The organism is Arthrobacter pascens (genome assembly GCF_030816475.1).
Classification (GTDB): Bacteria; Actinomycetota; Actinomycetes; order Actinomycetales; family Micrococcaceae; genus Arthrobacter; species Arthrobacter pascens_B.
The window spans coordinates 2,277,547-2,292,455 of sequence record NZ_JAUSXF010000001.1 but is presented as its reverse complement, the minus strand read 5'-3'; the positions used below and the strand labels follow the sequence as shown (position 1 = coordinate 2,292,455).

Sequence of the window (14,909 nt, the reverse complement as noted above, 5' to 3'; positions counted from 1 at the left end):
TTAGTCCTTGGCATGGTCGGTTGTGGTGGGCAGGTTTCGCGTGTCAAACATGAGGCAAGGTGTAGGGTGTGGCGCCTCTCTGGATGCCGGTACAAGATTGGGCGTGGCGTCGGACGGGCTGAATCCCAGGTCCCTGACGGTTTCCCTCAGGTCCCAGCGCTGCGATGCCCCTGCTGACATAGCCAGGTACGTCCCGTACTTCACCGGAGAGGTCAGGGACGCGAGAAGGAGACTGGCGTAGTCCGTGGGGCCCAGCCACTGGGAGGCGAGGCCGGTTGTGTCAGGCGCGAATCCGGTCAGGCCAAGCCGCAGGCAGACGACGGAGATGTCCGTCCGTTCGGTCAGGATTTCCAGCAGGTTCTCGGAGAACACTTTGGCGGCGCCGTATTCGCAGCAGGGGCGCGGCTGCCACTGCGGGCTGATCGGATACTGTGCATGCCGGTGGTACAGGCCCATGGTGTGGATGGAGCTCGCAAACACGATCCTCCTCACGCCCGACACCCCCGCCGCAGCCGCCAGATGCGCGGTGAGCATTGCGCCGCCGTCGAAAGCGGTCCGTGCATCGATCTCCGGATGGGCGTTTCCGGCCAGATGGACGACGGCGTCGGCGGACGTGAGGGCGGCGTCCCAGGTTTCGCGTTCGCTGAGGTCCAGGGCCAGCCTTTCGGTTCCGTCCTCCTCGTTCCGCGACTCGCCGGACGGCCAGTCCAGGTCGATCAGCCGGAGCCGGTAGTTCCGGGCGAGGGCCTGGGACGTGAGTTTGCCGACGTGCCCGGCGGCACCGGTGACCACGACGAGGGGACGGGGTGTCACTTCATCTGGATACGAGTTCATGCCTGATAGTTTCACCAATTAGTGAAGGAACCGTCCAAGCGGCGCAGTTGGGGCATAGGAGGGGGATCCATCTGGTGGGCCCGCGCAGCCTCCAGATCCACTTCCAGTCCAAGACCCGGAGCCTCGGGCCGCCGCATCCATTCCCCGTCCATCGTTGCCTGGACAGGGAACACGTCATTGGCCTGGGTGCCGGGAAGCTGGTACTGCTCCTGGATGCCAAAGGTCGGCAGGGTCATGTTCAGGTGCAGGGATGCCGCCGTGGCGATCGGGCCCAGCGGATTGTGGGTAGCCGTGCGGATATGGTGGGATTCGCACCAGCCCGCGATCTTCTTGGCCTCCGTGAAACCGCCGACGATGCAGATGTCAAAGCGGGCATAGTCGATCAGGTCCTGTTCGATCAGGGGCCGGATTTCCCATTTCGACGCCGCCTGCTCGCCTGCCGCTAACGGTACGGAAGTCCGCTGGCGCAGCGTTCGGTAGATATCCGGATTCTCCCAGCGCAGCGGGTCCTCGATGAAGTACATGTTGGCCCCCTCCAGCTCACGGCACAATGTCGTTGCCTCAGGAAGTTCCAGGCGCGTGTGTACATCGAGGATGAGCTCGAATTCGCTGCCGAGCTCATCCCGGACCGCAGCGACTTCAGCCAGGGCATGGCGGGTGGCCGCCCGCGGTTCCAGGAGGTCGCCCTCAGACGGCACCGAGAGACGGCCAACGGTCCAGCCTTCCTCCAGGGCCTGCCGGGCACTGTCAACAACCTCGGCATGGTCTGCACCGCCGATATGCCTGTAGCACTTGACCCGGTCACGCACCGCTCCACCGAGCAGTTCATAGACAGGGATATCCAGCGCCTTGCCCTTCAAATCCCATAGGGCAATGTCCACGGCGGAGATGGCCGATGCGAGCACCCGGTCTGCAGGGTAGAAGCCAGACCGGGACATAACCTGCCACAAGTGTTCCGTGCGGAACGGGTCGTTGCCGATAAGAAGGGGCTTGAAGTGTTCCAAGGCCCCGCGCACCGCGAGCTGCCGGGAACGCAGCCCGACTTCTCCAACGCCGAAGATCCCTTCGTCGGTATGCACAACTACCATCATGAGGGCGCCGCCGTCATCAATGGTGAGGACTTCGAGGTCCGTTATTTTCACTGTCAGGCCTTTCCTATTTCATGCCTGAAGTGGCGAACCCATTGACATAGGACCGCTGGACGAAGAAGAACATGATGAGCACGGGTAGGACATAGAGAACGGCGCCTGCTGCCAGCAGATTATTGACCGGGAAAACCTGGCTGTTCACATAGCCTGTGGTGATGGCAACTGCAAGTGTGGTGTTGTCCTGGTTGAGCAGGAGCTGCGGAGCGATGAAGTCGCCCCACACGCCGTTGAAGGAAAGCACGAAGGCGGTGATGATGACGGGCTTGGATAGCGGCAGGAAAATCTGCGCAAAGATGCGCAGCCGTCCGCAGCCGTCAAGGATGGCGGCCTCCTCAAGCTCCCGGGGAAGCTGTGCGAAGAACTGCCGGTACAGGAAAATGAGGTAAGGAGCACCGGCCATACCCCACAACACCCAAGGCCAGTAGGTGCCGACCAGACCCACTTTCGCGAACAGCAAGTAGGTGGGAATGAGGGTGATGATCGGAGGTGTCATCATCATGGCGACCAGGACCCCGAAGAGGACCTTCTTTCCCTTGCCGTGGAGGCGGGCGAACCCGTAGCCGACCAGCGCAGAGCTGATGGTGGTCAGGACTCCGGTCACGGTGGACAGGAAGAGGGAATTGGCGGCATAGGCCCAGAACGGCAGGATCATCGTGGCATCGATGAAGTTCTGCACTTGGGGCGGAGTGGGAATCCAGGTGATCGGATCTGAGGCCAACTGCTGCGGAGACTTCAGGGCCGTCAGGAAGAGCCAAAGGACCGGAAGGAACAGAATGGCGCAAACCACAAGCAGGATCACGAATGCTACCGGGTTTTTGCGTTCCCGGCTTGGCCGGATCGGAGGTTCCGGCGGGGCAGTCTGGGACTCCGTTTGGGGGCGGTGACCGGTGAGCGTCATCCCTCTTTCCCTTCTTTAGAGGGGTCGACGGCGTAAAACACCGTGCGGCCGCCGATCTTGAATGTAAGGATGGTGACCACCAGGATGACCAGGAAGAAGAGCCAAAGCATCGCGGATGCATACCCGTACTTGGAGTACGCGAAGTACTGGGCGTAGACGTCGACCATAAAGACCCTGTTGGCTTCAGGCACGGCCGTGATCGCTGCCGGCCCGTTGGCCGGTGACAGCAGGATCGCCGGGACGAACGTCTGCAGCACGCCGATGGTGGTGGTGATCACTTGGAAAAGAATCACAGGCGAAATGCTCGGCAGAGTGACGTGCCAGAATGCGGTGAAGGCGTTTGCCCCGTCCAGCCGCGCGGCCTCATGAAGCTCTGCGGGAACGTCCTGCAGGGCCGCGAGGTTGATCAGCACGCCGGCGCCAATGCCCCAAAGCATGACCACCAACAGCACGACGAACACCGTGTTCCCGCTCATCCAGCTCACCGCATCCGCACCGAAGATTGCAGTAACACCGTTGACGGCGCCGCTGTCGCGGTCGAACAGCAGCTTCCAGGTCAGCGTCGCCGCCACGGGCGGGGACGATGGCCGGCAGATAGACGAGCATCCGCAGCCCTGATCGCCAATGGACCTTTTCGTTCAGCAGCAGCGCCAGTCCGAGCCCTCCGCAGATGGTGACGGGCACGATCGCGAGAGCGAGGAGCCCGGTGCGCTGCAGGCTGGCCCACATTCGCGGATCACTGAGGGCATCGGTGTAGTTCCTCAGGCCGATAAAGTTCTGGTTCGGCGCTATTCCATCCCAGTTGGTGAAGCTGATCCACAACGCGTACCCCAGCGGAAACAGCGTTAGGAGTATGGTTCCGATGAGCCAGGGGGAGATGAAGGCGTAAAAAGTGCCCGAACCCCTGAAGCCGGTGGTTCCCCGCCGGTTTCTGGAGCGGACGTACTTAGCCAGCGACTGTGTACTCACCCGCTTCAGCCCTTCTTGCCGGCAAGTTCCATGCCCTGCTTGAGGAGTTCGTTGACGTCAGTGGTTGCCTGGTCCGCGAACTGGCCGGCCGACAATTCTCCGCTCACTGCCTTGGGGAAGAGGTTCGCGATGGCAGCGCTAACAGCGACCGCCTGGGCGTAAGGGCTGAACGGGAGGACCTGAAGGTATTGCTCCTCGTTCTTCTGGACCTTCATGGCCTCCGCCTGGTAGGGCTGGGACTGCGGCAGTTCGGAGTTCAGGGTGGTGACGGAGGGCATGCCGGTGCCGGTCTGTGCCCTCACCTTCGCGTTGGGGCCGGTGCAGCAGTACCACTCAAGGAACGCGTAAGCCTCGTCCTTCATTGCGGTCTTGGCGGAGATCCAGTATCCGGTGGCTGATGTGGTCGGGCTGACCCGCTTTGAGCCCATCATCGGGGCAGGGGCCAGCCGCGCGAATTCGGCAGTCTTGGGGTTCGTGGTCACCATGCCGCCAAACCAGTACCCGGCCAGCGCCATGGCGGTCCTCTTGGCATCAAACGGCGGCCAGTCCCAGCCATCGGGGTTGGGATCCACCAGGGTGTAACCCACCTGCTTCTTGGCTACATCGATGTGCCACTGCAGCGCCTGTTTGGCCTCGGGGCTGGTGAAGTCCACCTTGGTCAGGTCGTCATTGAAGATACGCCCGCTGGTGGTGGCCACCATGGCCGAGAGGTTCTCGATGCTAGGCGCGGTGCTGAACAGACCGTACTGTTCCACCTTTCCTCCGCCGCGCTTCGTCATGGGCTCGGCAATTTGAAGCAGCTGGTCGTAGGTAAGCGGCTTGTCAGCAGTCGGAAGCGGGATGCCGGCGGCAGCAAACATTTCGGTGTTGTACCAGAACATGGAGTCCTGGGACCAGTCCTTGACGAATCCGTAACGGGGTCCGCTGCCCTGCTTGTTTCCGTCCCAGCGCCATACGTCGTTGATTTTGGCCAGGTCGGATTCCTTAAGAGTGCTCGATTTCGCCACATACGGGTCCAGGTCAAGCGCCAGCCCGCGGCTGGCCAGGTTCGCGGTGCTGATCGCCCCAAGGCTCCTGGCTAGGTCCGGGGGAGTTCCAGCGGCCATCATGGCGTTGAGCCGGGTGGGATCATCCTTGATCAGTGTGATGGGTACATCGGGGTGGTCCTTAACCCAGGCATCGATGACTTCCGGCGTGATCTCACCGGGATTCCCCATAATCGTCAGGCCGCCGGACTTTTTGGCTGCCCCTCCTAAACCACTGGCTGAGCACCCAGTCAGTCCGCCGACAGCCGCAAACCCGGCAAGCAAAGCGGCGCCGCCGAGGACGCTCCGACGGGAAACATGTTTTTGTACATTCATTTGACGTACCTTCATCGCTACGGCCCAAAGAGGGCGGAGTGTGTAAATTCTTGGACAAATCCCCGACTCATTGTGAGCGTTCTCACGAGAGTGTGTCAAGACTCTTTACACAAGCTCTTTTCATCGACTCTGACGTCCGCCATAATGGGGAAGTGAATTCCTCCCGAACCGGCGGATCCCTCCGCAACCTGCGACAATCCAACTCACTCCACGTCCTGGACCTGCTGGCCAGCCAGGGCCCCATGCACCGTGCGGAGATGGCGAGACGGGCGAACATTTCCCGGACCACCGTCACCACCATCACCCGCGACCTGATGGAGCGCGGTGTGCTGGTGGAACTGTCTGAACGGGCCGAGGGTGGGGAGGAAGTCGACGGCAGGGCGGGAGACCAGCTCGCATTCAATCCCGACGCCGGATGGATTGCCGGCATGAGCCAGGTCCTGGACAGAATCTGCGTCCGGATTACAGACTTGATGGGCAATGAGGTGGCTTCGGCTGACGGTGCCATCGGCGCCAAGGATGATTGGCGCTTCCGGGCTGAAGCGGCTGTCTATCTCCTGGACCGCGCGCTGAAGGAGGGCGGCGGAGACCGCGATGACCTTCTTGGGGTCGGGATCGGGTTGCCAGGGCAGATCAACCCGGTGGATGGCATCGTACACGGTGCCCTGGCCGACCAGCCGTGGCACGGCATCAATGCGCGCCAGGAGATGAACCGCCGCCTCGGCCTTCCTGTCTTCATCGAGAACAACGTCCGCCTCGAGACCATCGCCGAGGCAAAATGGGGGGCCGGGCAGGGGATCAGCGACCTCATGTACGTCAACATGTCTAGCGGAATCGCCGCGGGATTCCTGTTTGGCGGTGAGCTGTACCGGGGATCTGTCGGAGGTGCCGGGGAGCTGGGCCATACTTCAGTGGATGTCAACGGGCCAGCCTGCCGGTGTGGAAACCGGGGATGCCTCGTCCTCGTCGCGGGGGCTCCCGCCATCCTTAGCCGGCTCACACCCACCTTGGGGCCGGCGGCTACCATGAACGACGTACTTGCAGCCAACGCTGCGGGCGACAGGTCTGCGCAGAATGTGCTGGCAGAAGCCGGAACGATGGTGGGCCGCCTCCTGGCCAGCATGTGCAACCTGCTCAACCCGCAGCGCATTGTGGTGGGCGGCCAGACCTCCTTGGCCGGGGCTGTGGTGCTGGACCCGCTCCGCGAGGGCATCACACGTTACGCCCTCACGCCGTCGGCCGCCCTGGAAGTCGTAGCCTCGGATCTCGGCGGCGGCCCTGAAGCCGGTGCCGCCGGAGGGGCCGCCCTCGCACTGTCCATGCTCACCAGTTCGCCTGAAATGCTCAGCCGGCTCCTTGACGGCCGCAAGGCCCTCCCCAGCCAGACTTAAACATATGGTGTCTCTTCTTCTTTAGGCAGGAAGTGGATCCTGCTACAGGTAGGATAACGATATCCCCGCGTGTTTCCTCCCGATTCTGGACAGAGAGCGCCAGCCGGCGGTCGCCGACTGACAGCCATAGCTGTGTGCCCGGCACCGTTTCCTTCTAACGACAGAAAGAGTGATCCATACCGATGAGTTCCAGCAGTGAGTACGCGGGGTACCTATACGTCCATTTCAAACGCGAAGCAGCGGACGGTGAGCAGATCCATTTCGCGCTGAGCGACGGGAACGACCCCCTGCACTTCGATGACCTCAACGGCGGCAAACCGGTCCTGTACTCGGCCTTGGGGGAGCGCGGCGTCCGCGACCCGCACATCGTCCGCTCGCCGGACGGCGGCCGGTGCTACCTCGTCGCTACGGACCTGCGCGTCTACGACTGCCGCGACTGGGACCATCTCCAGCGCCGGGGCAGCCGCTCCATCATGGTCTGGGAGTCCACGGATCTGGTGGACTGGGGCGAAGGCCGCCTGGTCGAGGTCGCGCCGCCCGAGGCAGGAAATACCTGGGCCCCGGAGGCTGCCTGGGATCCCGAGCAGGAGGCATTCCTCGTGCACTGGTCCTCGATGCTCTACGACAACGCCGAACACGAGGGCGAGAGCTACAACCGGATCATGTACGCCACCACTCGCGACTTCCGCGAGTTCTCCGAGCCGCGCGTGTGGATCGACAGGGGATGGTCCACCATCGACGCCACGGTGATCGAAAGCGAGGGCCTCTACTACCGCTTCGTCAAGGACGAACGCGCCCGGGACGGGCAGGCGCCCAGCGGCAAGTCGGTCTTCTCGGAGACCGCTGGATCCCTGACCGCCGCCAAATGGAAGCCGCTGGCCGAAGGCATCGGCCTCGGCCCGATCAGCCGGGGCGAGGGCCCGCTCGTGTACAAGTCGAACACAGAGGAGAAGTGGTTCCTCTGGATCGACGAGTTCACCCCGGAACGCCGGTACGTTCCTTTCGAAACCACCAATCTGGCCGGCGGGCAATGGACTCCCTCCGAGGACTTCCGGCTGCCGCCGGACCCTTGCCACGGCGTCGTGCTCCCTGTGACGGCGGAAGAATACGATCGGCTGAGTACTGCCTGGAGGAGCTCGGACGGATCCCACCCGGCCGTGGCTGCAGGAGCCGTCAGCCATTGATCGCCTGCGGGACGCCGAGGGCTTGAGGCCTTCGACGCCGAATTCCAAGCCGTAGCCGGACAGCCTGACGCACGGAGCGGGCGGTTCCGGACACGCCCACGTTGCGCGCCGCCGCCGAACGCCATTTGAGCCAGCGGCGCGGGCGGACTCCCGCTGGTCATCGTCCTGGAAATCCCCTCGTTATGGACTTTTCCCCCAGACATGCCGGGGGGAAAAGACCATAACGGGGGGAATCGCGGGAGGCTAGGCCGCGTTACGGGCGGCCTAAACAATTCCAACCTCCACCAAGGGGGTTAAAACGGCGAAGCCGGGGACGGATCCCGTCCCCGGCCTGACCAGCCACGCTTAATGCGACGGGCTGACCGTGTGGTGCCGGTGTTCCTCCGTGCTTGGCTTGATGGCCAGGGCCGTGACAACCAGCGCGACCAGGCCTGTGATCCAGGATGTCCAGGCGGCGTCTGTGTAGTTGGCATACGAGCCAAGCCACGGCGACAGCAACAGCAGGAGGCCCAGGGCTGCCTGAACCCATTCCATGGCCGGCGTACCGGGCATGGCCAGGTTGATGACTCCGCTGGCGATCAGCAGTACACCGAACAAAACCATCAGCATGGTGGACGAGCCCGCCTGCGTGGTCCACATGACCGACAATGCAGCGTAGAGCCCGGCAACAACCGCGACCCAGTCCTGCCATCGGGTCCATTTCTTCATCGAACAACCTCCGGAACTTCGACTTCCCCGGGCACGCCCGGGAACTTTGTTTCAGGTTGGCGGATACCTCTCCATGAAGTACCGTCACATCTTTTAACAACGATCGGGTTCCACTGCTTCCCGGCATGGGAGGTTACCGGCGGGCATTTGTGGCGCGGAACGGATCTTTTGGCAGAGGGCGGATTAGAGCTTTGCCTCGGGCCGGGTCGGTTCGAAAAGCTCTATGGGGTTGCCTGAGGGGTCTTCCAGCAGAATCTGATTTCCGCCGACGCCGGTGACAATTTCGTTGCGGAAGTGCAGGCCCGCTTCCTTCAGCGATCGAACGGTTGCGGCGAGGTCGGAGACCTCAAGCTGGAAGCGGTTCCAGCCTCCGGACCATGGTTCGGTGCCGTCCGGCATGGCGTGGCCGCCACCGCCAACCTGGCTTGGCGCGCTTAGCGCCAGACGCAGTTCTCCTCGTACGAGCATTGCGAACGTCGGCGCCGGGTGCATGACTTCCTGGAAGCCGAGATGCTGACAGTAGAAGGCGATGGCATCGTCGACGTCATCGATGATGTAGCGGACGCCGACCCGGGCCATGGCTTCTTTCTTTCCGGGAGTTTCCAGGTTATTTGGTTTTAGTTTATGGCGGACGTCTAGCGGACCAGGAAGACAATTGTCGCGGCGGCTTAGGTCAAGTGATCGAAGTCTCCGCGCGCCCAGGCAGCGTGCCGCTGGGCGGAATCGTGGAGAACGGCCTTGGCTCCGGACATGATCACATTGTTGAAATTGCCGTAAATCCGGTCGAATGTGAGCTCTGCCAACTGACGGGAGATTCGCAACGCCACTGCGCCGGATAACGGCAAATGATTCGGGTAGCTGCGCATGAAGGCGATGGATTGACGGTCAGGATTCGGATACACACTGTCACCGGTCAGCAGCACTCCTTTGCCGCCCGCGCCTGCTGCCCAGTGCACTACTGCACTGCCAACGAAGTGCCCCCCGGTCTGGTGAAGTGTCAAGCCTTCGGCGATGGATTGGCTGCCAGACCAGTATTGGATGACCGGGTCTTCGCGCCCCACCCACTGCCGGTCTGCATCCGCAACAAGTACAGGGACGCCACCGAGCCGATGCGACCATTCGACCTGCACACCAAACATGTGTGGATGGCTGGCGGCGATAGCCAGGACTGACCTCCGCTCGAGCACCGCCTTCACCGCCTTGTCATCGACATATCCCACGGGGTCCCACAAAAGCGAACCCTCGGGTGTCTCCACAAGCTGAGCGGTCTGACCGATTCCCACTTTTGGCTCGGTCCTGATCCCGATGAGTCCCGGCTCGTTCTCCTTCAACATTGCCTGCTGTCCCTCCTGCACCAGGTCCTCCAGGTTGAGCCACTTTTGTCCGTCCTCGGGCACATACTGCCGTTCGTCGGCGCAGATTGGGCAGGCCTCCGGGAGAGGTTCGTCGCGTTCGACGGCGCAGGTTGCGCAGATCAGCATGGTTAGTCCCTTCCAACTAGGCTCGCTGGTCCTGCTTTCGTGCCTTCCTCACCTTTGGCCGCAGGCTAGTGATGGAGACCCGGAAAAGGAGGATTTTCAGGATTCCAACGCACGTTTGAGGTTCCGGACAAAAACCTTGTTGCGGCGCGGAACCATGAACGCCATCACCGGCGTCATGAGCATTCTCAGTCCGCTGGGTCGCATCTCCACCCTGCGCGTGAATCGCGTTCCCGCTGCTGCCGGTTCGACCGTGTAAGTGATCCGTGGCTGCAGGCCGGCGAAATCGGCTCGATATTCCAGCCGCGCGCCGGGTTCGACGCGAAGTGCCGTGAAGGTGCCCTCGGTCTGCCCCATGAAGGGCTTGAACTTCAGGGCGTAGGTCTTGCCTACGACGGGAACCGGATCGGTTTCAGGAGGCACCGCGGCTATGTCAACATGCCAGGTCGGTTCGTTGCGGAGGTCTGCGACATACTGAAAGACCTCGGCAGCCGTACGGTCGATGACGACGCTCTCTGCAGACTTGATCAAATGATTCTTCTAATCACTCCCGCGTGGGCAATGCCAGAATTCAGGCCCAGAACTCGTCCGCCCTGGCTGTGTCCTCAAAGAACTCCCGGCCCTCGACAACCTTGCCGTCGCGGAGCACGAATGCGATGGCCGTTGCCACGTCTAATGTCTTCCCGTTGTTTTCCGCGTGGCTTTGCTGGATCCCCACTGTATGGTTTTCCCCGCCGACGATGTCCTGGACGGTCGCTTGAAACGAACCCTGGGAACGGGCGCCCAGCTCGCCAAAGTATGCAAGGACGGCTACGCGTCCTTGCTTTTTGCCTGACAGCGGGCCGCTTCCGGCCGCGTACCAGACTGCGTCCTCCGCGAATAATTCGCCAAGTGCCGCCAAGTTCCCGGCGTTGAAGGCCTCGTACCCCCGCCGAACCAGGTCAGCGTTTTCTGCAGCTCCCATATCGAACACCCCGTCATCTTTGTCGGTCATCTTGCGACGGCTTAAGCCGGTTCACTCAGTATCCGCTTCGATATCGGGGCGCTCAAGAGGAGGCGCCCGCTGAGCACAAGGGATAGGAGGGGCGACGTTCCTGGTCCGAAAGTCTATTGGCATTCGACGTGTCATATGACGGTGTGGGGTGGTTAGGGAAGAGTCGCTTCGGTGTTAAGTGAGAAGTGTTCGAACGGGAGGGAAGCGAGAAACCCTTGAGCGGGGAAGGCCGATGCCGGGGAGAGAACGCCTGTTGGTGCTTCGCCGGCAATGATCCTGGCTGCTGCTTCGACCAGGATTGGTGCGGAGCTGGCGTAGATGTCCTGGCCTTGGACCCGGGCCGTGCGGCGGACGCCGTCGCGGAGCGCAACCGCTTCCATGACGAAGCGCTGGGCTGAGCGTCCCGTAGCGTCGGTTGCGGTCGGTGGAGGAGTAACGGGGTCCCGTAACTCGGTTAGGGCGCTCAGGTTCAGGTAACTGCTGACGCGTTGTGCGGGCAGGTGTCGGGAAATGCAGATGGTTTCGGCAAGGCCGAGTTCGCCTAGTTCGCAGGTGCCGAACGGGGCGGGAAAGGTCCAACTGACTGGTGGTTTACCGGGTGAGTGGGACGGGGCCAGTGGAACAAGGTTGCCATCGGCGACTTTGAATCTCAGCCCGGTGTTGCGTTCTCCTGTGCGGCGGGTTCCTGAGGTGGGATGCCAGTGGTCAAGGGCCGTGAACACCGAGATTTCCTCAAGATCGCCTGTCTCTGCCCAATCATCTGCCGCGGCAGTGGCAAGTAGATCACCGAGGGCTCCGAAGAAGCCGGCGGCCGGCATAATCGTGCTGGCAATGGGAATCCCTTGGAATTCTGCGGCTAAGTTCAGAACGGGTTGTTGCTCGGCGCTCAAATCCAGGTAATGAATCCCTCTTTGCACGGCGCCAGCAGCCAGGGGGAGCGCCGTATCCGCGAAAGGACCGGCGCAATTGATGACAAGGTCGACTCCTGAGAGCAAGGCATGCGCGTCCGCAACGTCAGCAGTCCTGATGCTGAGATCCGGATAGTCTGCACTTAGCGACAGGAGTCTTTCTGAGCTGCGCCCGGCTAACACCGGCTCGAGCCCCCTGCGCATGAGCTCGTCGAGGACGAATCGGGCGGTGTGGCCATAGGCTCCGTATACCAGGACGGTCGCTGATGCAGGAAAGTTTGTCATAAGGCATTCTGCACTGACCTCTGGCTCCCAGCACGGAGAACACGGTGATGGGTGCCTCGTCCAGCTCAACAAATGCTCTGACCCGGAATGCCCAGGGCCTGAGTTTCCAAGGAAGCGTTGGCCGGGCAGTTATGACATCGCTGCCGTTCCACTCGTTAGGGCAGTGAGGGCTTCGAGCTGGCTCACGTCCAGATCTATGTCTGCCGCTGAGGCGTTGGCGTGCAGTTCGTCGATGGTCTCTGCACCAACGATGGCAGAGGCAACGGCCGGTCGGGACAATAGCCACGCCAATGAGACCTGGTTTAGCGCCAGTCCCCATTCCCGGCTGAGCGTGTCTACTTCCCGGGCGATGGCGATCTCGGACTCGGAGAAGCCACGGCCCGAGAAGCGCTGGTCGCCTGCGACTTCCCTGTCGAGGACTCGAAGGTCGGCAAGCAAACCTCCATGCAAGGGCGCGTAGGCGACGATGGACAAACCGAACCGGTGGCAGGCCGGCGCTAGTTCATGTTGGGCACTCCGGTCGATCAGGTTGTACTTGACCTGGGTGGCGGCGGGCGCATGTTGTCGTCGGTCATCGGCGATCCACAGGGCTTCAGTGACCTGCCAGGCGGGATGGTTGGACAACCCGAAGTAGCGAATTTTGCCCTGCCGGATCAGATCGTCATACACCGCGAGAGTCTGCTCAAGCGGCGTGTCGGGGTCAGGATTGTGGGCGTAATAGAGGTCGATGTAGTCAGTGCCCATGCGGCGGAGGCTGGTCTCGATCTGACGGACGATGTGCCGGCGAGACAATCCGCGGTCGTTGATACCTGGTCCTACCTGGCCATGCGACTTGGTGGCGATCACGACCTCGTCGCGGCGGCCTCGAAGCGCACGGCCGAGGATCTGCTCGGCGGCTTCACGGTCAGAAGCAGCCGGTGCGCCTGGCCGGTCGAAGACCGGCATGTCGCCATATACGTCGGCAGTGTCAACGAAGTTGATACCGAGGTCGAGCGCTGCGCCAACAACGCCGTCCGCGTCCTCCACGTTCGGAGCAACCCCGAACGTGGCAGTGCCGAGGCAGATACGCGAGACCTTGACGCCAGTCGAACCGAGGATTGAGTACCGCATCTGCGACTTCCTTCATTGTCCGGGTTCTGGCCATGAACAGTAACCGAATGGTAGGTTTTCGTCAATGCTCTGAGGAAAGGACGACGATCATGCCGACCACCACTGGTACGCCCGCCCGGGGGCCTTATAAGAGGGGTATCCGACGGCGGGAGCAGATCGTCGCCGCTGCCATCCCGATCTTTGGTGAACACGGCTTCGCGGCTGGATCCATCCGCACCATCGCCGAACGGGTCGGCGTATCCCACGCCACGCTGCTGCAGCACTTCGGAAGCAAGGAGGGGCTATTGATGGCGGTGCTGGAGGAATGGGACCGCCAAACCGTCGAAAGGGGCTTCACCGGCGTCTCCGGACTCGACTACTTCCGACGACTGCCCCTGGTCATGGGAGAACACCTGGCCAATCGCGGCCTGCTGGAGCTGTTCACCACCATGGCGGCAGAAGCCTCCGGGCCCAATCATCCGGCCCGCGACTTCATACAGCGCCGCTACACCCACAACCTGACCACCCTCGCCACCCACCTGCAGCAGGCAGTAGACGATGGTGACGTGGCGCCCTTCACTCCAGCGGAGATCGACATCGAAGTCCGCCTTGCCACGGCCGTCCTGGACGGGATCGGTCTGCAATGGCTTCTCGACCCTGCCACCGACGTCGTGGCCACCGTCACCACTTACATCAACCGCGCCGTCACAGACTGGAGTGCAGGAGCCCGAACGGGCCGCACCTCTCGCTGACTGCTGGCAAAGCCGGCGCCAAGGCCATGCCACGTATCAGTTCAGACCAGGCGGGCGACACTCCGCCGGCTGGGGCGTGGCGCGGCGCCGTCGGAAAAGAGTTCGGGCGTCGATTCCTGGATGCGCTGGACGTCCTCGAACACTCCGCGGAGGTGGAGGCGAAGGCTGTTGTCGGCGTCATTCAGATCATTGGATTCCAAGGCATCGACGACGGCGGTGTGCTGTTCGATCAGCGTTTCCACTGGCCGGGTGTCTATCAGGCTGAGGCGGCGTGCTCGGTCCAGGTGGGCTTTGGCGGAGTTGACGGCGGCCCAGGCGGATTCGTGGCCGGCCAGGCGCAGCAGCTCGCGGTGGAAGTCCTCATCCAGCCGGAAGAACTCTTCAACGTCGCTCGCGGCATCGGCATCCGACTGGGCCTTCAAAATGTCCCGCAGGCCCGCTATCCCCGCGCTGTCCACGGCAAGGTCCCGCAGCGAGGCGCATTCGATCGCCTCACGGACGAACTGCGCCTCGGAAACCCGGCCCAGGTCCACCAGGGACACGAAGGAGCCGATCTGGGGAAAGACCTGGACCAGCCCTTCCTCCCGCAGCAGGATCAGGCTCTCCCTCACAGGTGTCCGGCTGACGCCCAGCTCCTGCGCGAGTTCGTTTTCGGACAGCGGCTCGCCCGGAGGCAGCTGCAGCGAAATAATGCGCCGCCGAAGCGTCTCAAGGGTCTGGTCCCGCACGGAGAGCCGTGGGGCTGCAAGTCGTTTGTCCGAAGCCATGGGCTCATTCTATGCCTTGACACACTAGAATGGTAGTGCTTGTATGGTAGTGCAAACAGGACGTGCTGCCGGTCGCTTTCTCCGTACTCCAGCCCGCTTCCGCCGTTTATCCCTAAGTTCGCATCACCTGCAAAGGAGCAACT

At 62.3% G+C, this 14,909-nt stretch carries 16 protein-coding genes; 3 read left to right on the top strand and 13 right to left on the bottom strand.

The genetic code is table 11. The features are described from left to right. The 5 genes from QFZ40_RS10580 to QFZ40_RS10560 form a co-directional block, all read right to left on the bottom strand. Positions 1 to 834: an NAD-dependent epimerase/dehydratase family protein gene (locus QFZ40_RS10580; RefSeq protein WP_306904314.1), complete on the bottom strand. Its 834-nt coding sequence runs from the start codon at positions 832 to 834 to the stop codon at positions 1 to 3. Positions 835 to 845: 11 nt separating this feature from the next. Then, entirely contained in the window at positions 846 to 1,976 is a 1,131-nt protein-coding gene (locus QFZ40_RS10575; protein WP_306904312.1) for a mandelate racemase/muconate lactonizing enzyme family protein, read from the bottom strand. Between the two features lie 13 nt (positions 1,977 to 1,989). Further along, a complete protein-coding gene (locus tag QFZ40_RS10570; RefSeq protein WP_306904311.1) occupies positions 1,990 to 2,880 on the bottom strand; it encodes a carbohydrate ABC transporter permease in 891 nt (296 codons plus the stop codon). After that, positions 2,877 to 3,452, bottom strand: a complete 576-nt coding sequence (locus tag QFZ40_RS10565) for a carbohydrate ABC transporter permease (protein WP_306904309.1) — start codon at positions 3,450 to 3,452, stop codon at positions 2,877 to 2,879. The genes QFZ40_RS10570 and QFZ40_RS10565 overlap by 4 nt, the downstream gene beginning before the upstream one ends. Positions 3,453 to 3,854: 402 nt before the next feature. Further along, the gene (locus QFZ40_RS10560; protein WP_306904308.1) at positions 3,855 to 5,210 is read right to left on the bottom strand and encodes an extracellular solute-binding protein; all 1,356 of its coding nucleotides are present in this window, start codon (positions 5,208 to 5,210) and stop codon (positions 3,855 to 3,857) included. Positions 5,211 to 5,362: 152 nt separating this feature from the next. Between QFZ40_RS10560 and QFZ40_RS10555 the strand changes: the two genes are divergently transcribed. After that, the gene (locus QFZ40_RS10555) at positions 5,363 to 6,601 is read left to right on the top strand and encodes an ROK family transcriptional regulator (RefSeq protein WP_306904307.1); all 1,239 of its coding nucleotides are present in this window, start codon (positions 5,363 to 5,365) and stop codon (positions 6,599 to 6,601) included. A gap of 182 nt (positions 6,602 to 6,783) precedes the next feature. Further along, positions 6,784 to 7,785, top strand: a complete 1,002-nt coding sequence (locus tag QFZ40_RS10550) for a glycoside hydrolase family 43 protein (protein WP_306904306.1) — start codon at positions 6,784 to 6,786, stop codon at positions 7,783 to 7,785. A gap of 345 nt (positions 7,786 to 8,130) precedes the next feature. Here QFZ40_RS10550 and QFZ40_RS10545 read toward each other — a convergent pair whose 3' ends face one another. From QFZ40_RS10545 to QFZ40_RS10515, 7 genes are all read right to left on the bottom strand, one after another. After that, positions 8,131 to 8,493, bottom strand: coding sequence for an SPW repeat domain-containing protein (locus QFZ40_RS10545; protein ID WP_306904305.1), 363 nt, complete (start codon positions 8,491 to 8,493; stop codon positions 8,131 to 8,133). 183 nt (positions 8,494 to 8,676) lie between these two features. Continuing rightward, positions 8,677 to 9,072, bottom strand: a complete 396-nt coding sequence (locus QFZ40_RS10540; RefSeq protein WP_306904304.1) for a VOC family protein — start codon at positions 9,070 to 9,072, stop codon at positions 8,677 to 8,679. Positions 9,073 to 9,161: 89 nt separating this feature from the next. Then, complete coding sequence (locus tag QFZ40_RS10535; RefSeq protein ID WP_306904303.1) at positions 9,162 to 9,974, bottom strand: hydrolase; 813 nt, start codon at positions 9,972 to 9,974, stop codon at positions 9,162 to 9,164. 96 nt (positions 9,975 to 10,070) lie between these two features. After that, positions 10,071 to 10,502 (bottom strand): SRPBCC family protein, encoded by a 432-nt coding sequence (locus QFZ40_RS10530; protein WP_306904301.1) that lies wholly within the window; start codon positions 10,500 to 10,502, stop codon positions 10,071 to 10,073. 40 nt (positions 10,503 to 10,542) lie between these two features. Continuing rightward, positions 10,543 to 10,965 carry a nuclear transport factor 2 family protein gene (locus QFZ40_RS10525; protein WP_306904299.1) on the bottom strand — a complete coding sequence of 141 codons (423 nt, stop codon included), beginning with the start codon at positions 10,963 to 10,965 and terminating at the stop codon, positions 10,543 to 10,545. Between the two features lie 152 nt (positions 10,966 to 11,117). After that, positions 11,118 to 12,158: a saccharopine dehydrogenase NADP-binding domain-containing protein gene (locus QFZ40_RS10520; RefSeq protein WP_306904298.1), complete on the bottom strand. Its 1,041-nt coding sequence runs from the start codon at positions 12,156 to 12,158 to the stop codon at positions 11,118 to 11,120. Positions 12,159 to 12,287: 129 nt separating this feature from the next. Beyond that, positions 12,288 to 13,268 (bottom strand): aldo/keto reductase, encoded by a 981-nt coding sequence (locus tag QFZ40_RS10515; RefSeq protein WP_306904297.1) that lies wholly within the window; start codon positions 13,266 to 13,268, stop codon positions 12,288 to 12,290. Positions 13,269 to 13,357: 89 nt separating this feature from the next. Here QFZ40_RS10515 and QFZ40_RS10510 point away from each other — a divergent pair, with 89 nt between their 5' ends. Beyond that, a complete protein-coding gene (locus tag QFZ40_RS10510; protein ID WP_306904296.1) occupies positions 13,358 to 13,999 on the top strand; it encodes a TetR/AcrR family transcriptional regulator in 642 nt (213 codons plus the stop codon). A 41-nt stretch (positions 14,000 to 14,040) separates the two neighbouring features. On the opposite strand, the gene QFZ40_RS10505 is transcribed toward QFZ40_RS10510, so the two are convergent. Then, on the bottom strand, positions 14,041 to 14,766 hold the full coding sequence (locus QFZ40_RS10505) for a GntR family transcriptional regulator (protein ID WP_306904294.1): 726 nt from the start codon (positions 14,764 to 14,766) through the stop codon (positions 14,041 to 14,043). Positions 14,767 to 14,909 lie beyond the last annotated feature (143 nt).

Bases quoted from the DNA above. Each gene is read 5' to 3' on its own strand.
- QFZ40_RS10580 (WP_306904314.1), bottom strand. From the start codon at position 834: ATGAACTCGTATCCAGATGAAGTGACACCCCGTCCCCTCGTCGTGGTC.
- QFZ40_RS10505 (WP_306904294.1), bottom strand. From the start codon at position 14,766: ATGGCTTCGGACAAACGACTTGCAGCCCCACGGCTCTCCGTGCGGGAC.
- QFZ40_RS10515 (WP_306904297.1), bottom strand. From the start codon at position 13,268: ATGCGGTACTCAATCCTCGGTTCGACTGGCGTCAAGGTCTCGCGTATC.
- QFZ40_RS10550 (WP_306904306.1), top strand. From the start codon at position 6,784: ATGAGTTCCAGCAGTGAGTACGCGGGGTACCTATACGTCCATTTCAAA.
- QFZ40_RS10540 (WP_306904304.1), bottom strand. From the start codon at position 9,072: ATGGCCCGGGTCGGCGTCCGCTACATCATCGATGACGTCGACGATGCC.
- QFZ40_RS10525 (WP_306904299.1), bottom strand. From the start codon at position 10,965: ATGACCGACAAAGATGACGGGGTGTTCGATATGGGAGCTGCAGAAAAC.
- QFZ40_RS10560 (WP_306904308.1), bottom strand. From the start codon at position 5,210: ATGAATGTACAAAAACATGTTTCCCGTCGGAGCGTCCTCGGCGGCGCC.
- QFZ40_RS10570 (WP_306904311.1), bottom strand. From the start codon at position 2,880: ATGACGCTCACCGGTCACCGCCCCCAAACGGAGTCCCAGACTGCCCCG.
- QFZ40_RS10510 (WP_306904296.1), top strand. From the start codon at position 13,358: ATGCCGACCACCACTGGTACGCCCGCCCGGGGGCCTTATAAGAGGGGT.
- QFZ40_RS10520 (WP_306904298.1), bottom strand. From the start codon at position 12,158: ATGACAAACTTTCCTGCATCAGCGACCGTCCTGGTATACGGAGCCTAT.
- QFZ40_RS10535 (WP_306904303.1), bottom strand. From the start codon at position 9,974: ATGCTGATCTGCGCAACCTGCGCCGTCGAACGCGACGAACCTCTCCCG.
- QFZ40_RS10545 (WP_306904305.1), bottom strand. From the start codon at position 8,493: ATGAAGAAATGGACCCGATGGCAGGACTGGGTCGCGGTTGTTGCCGGG.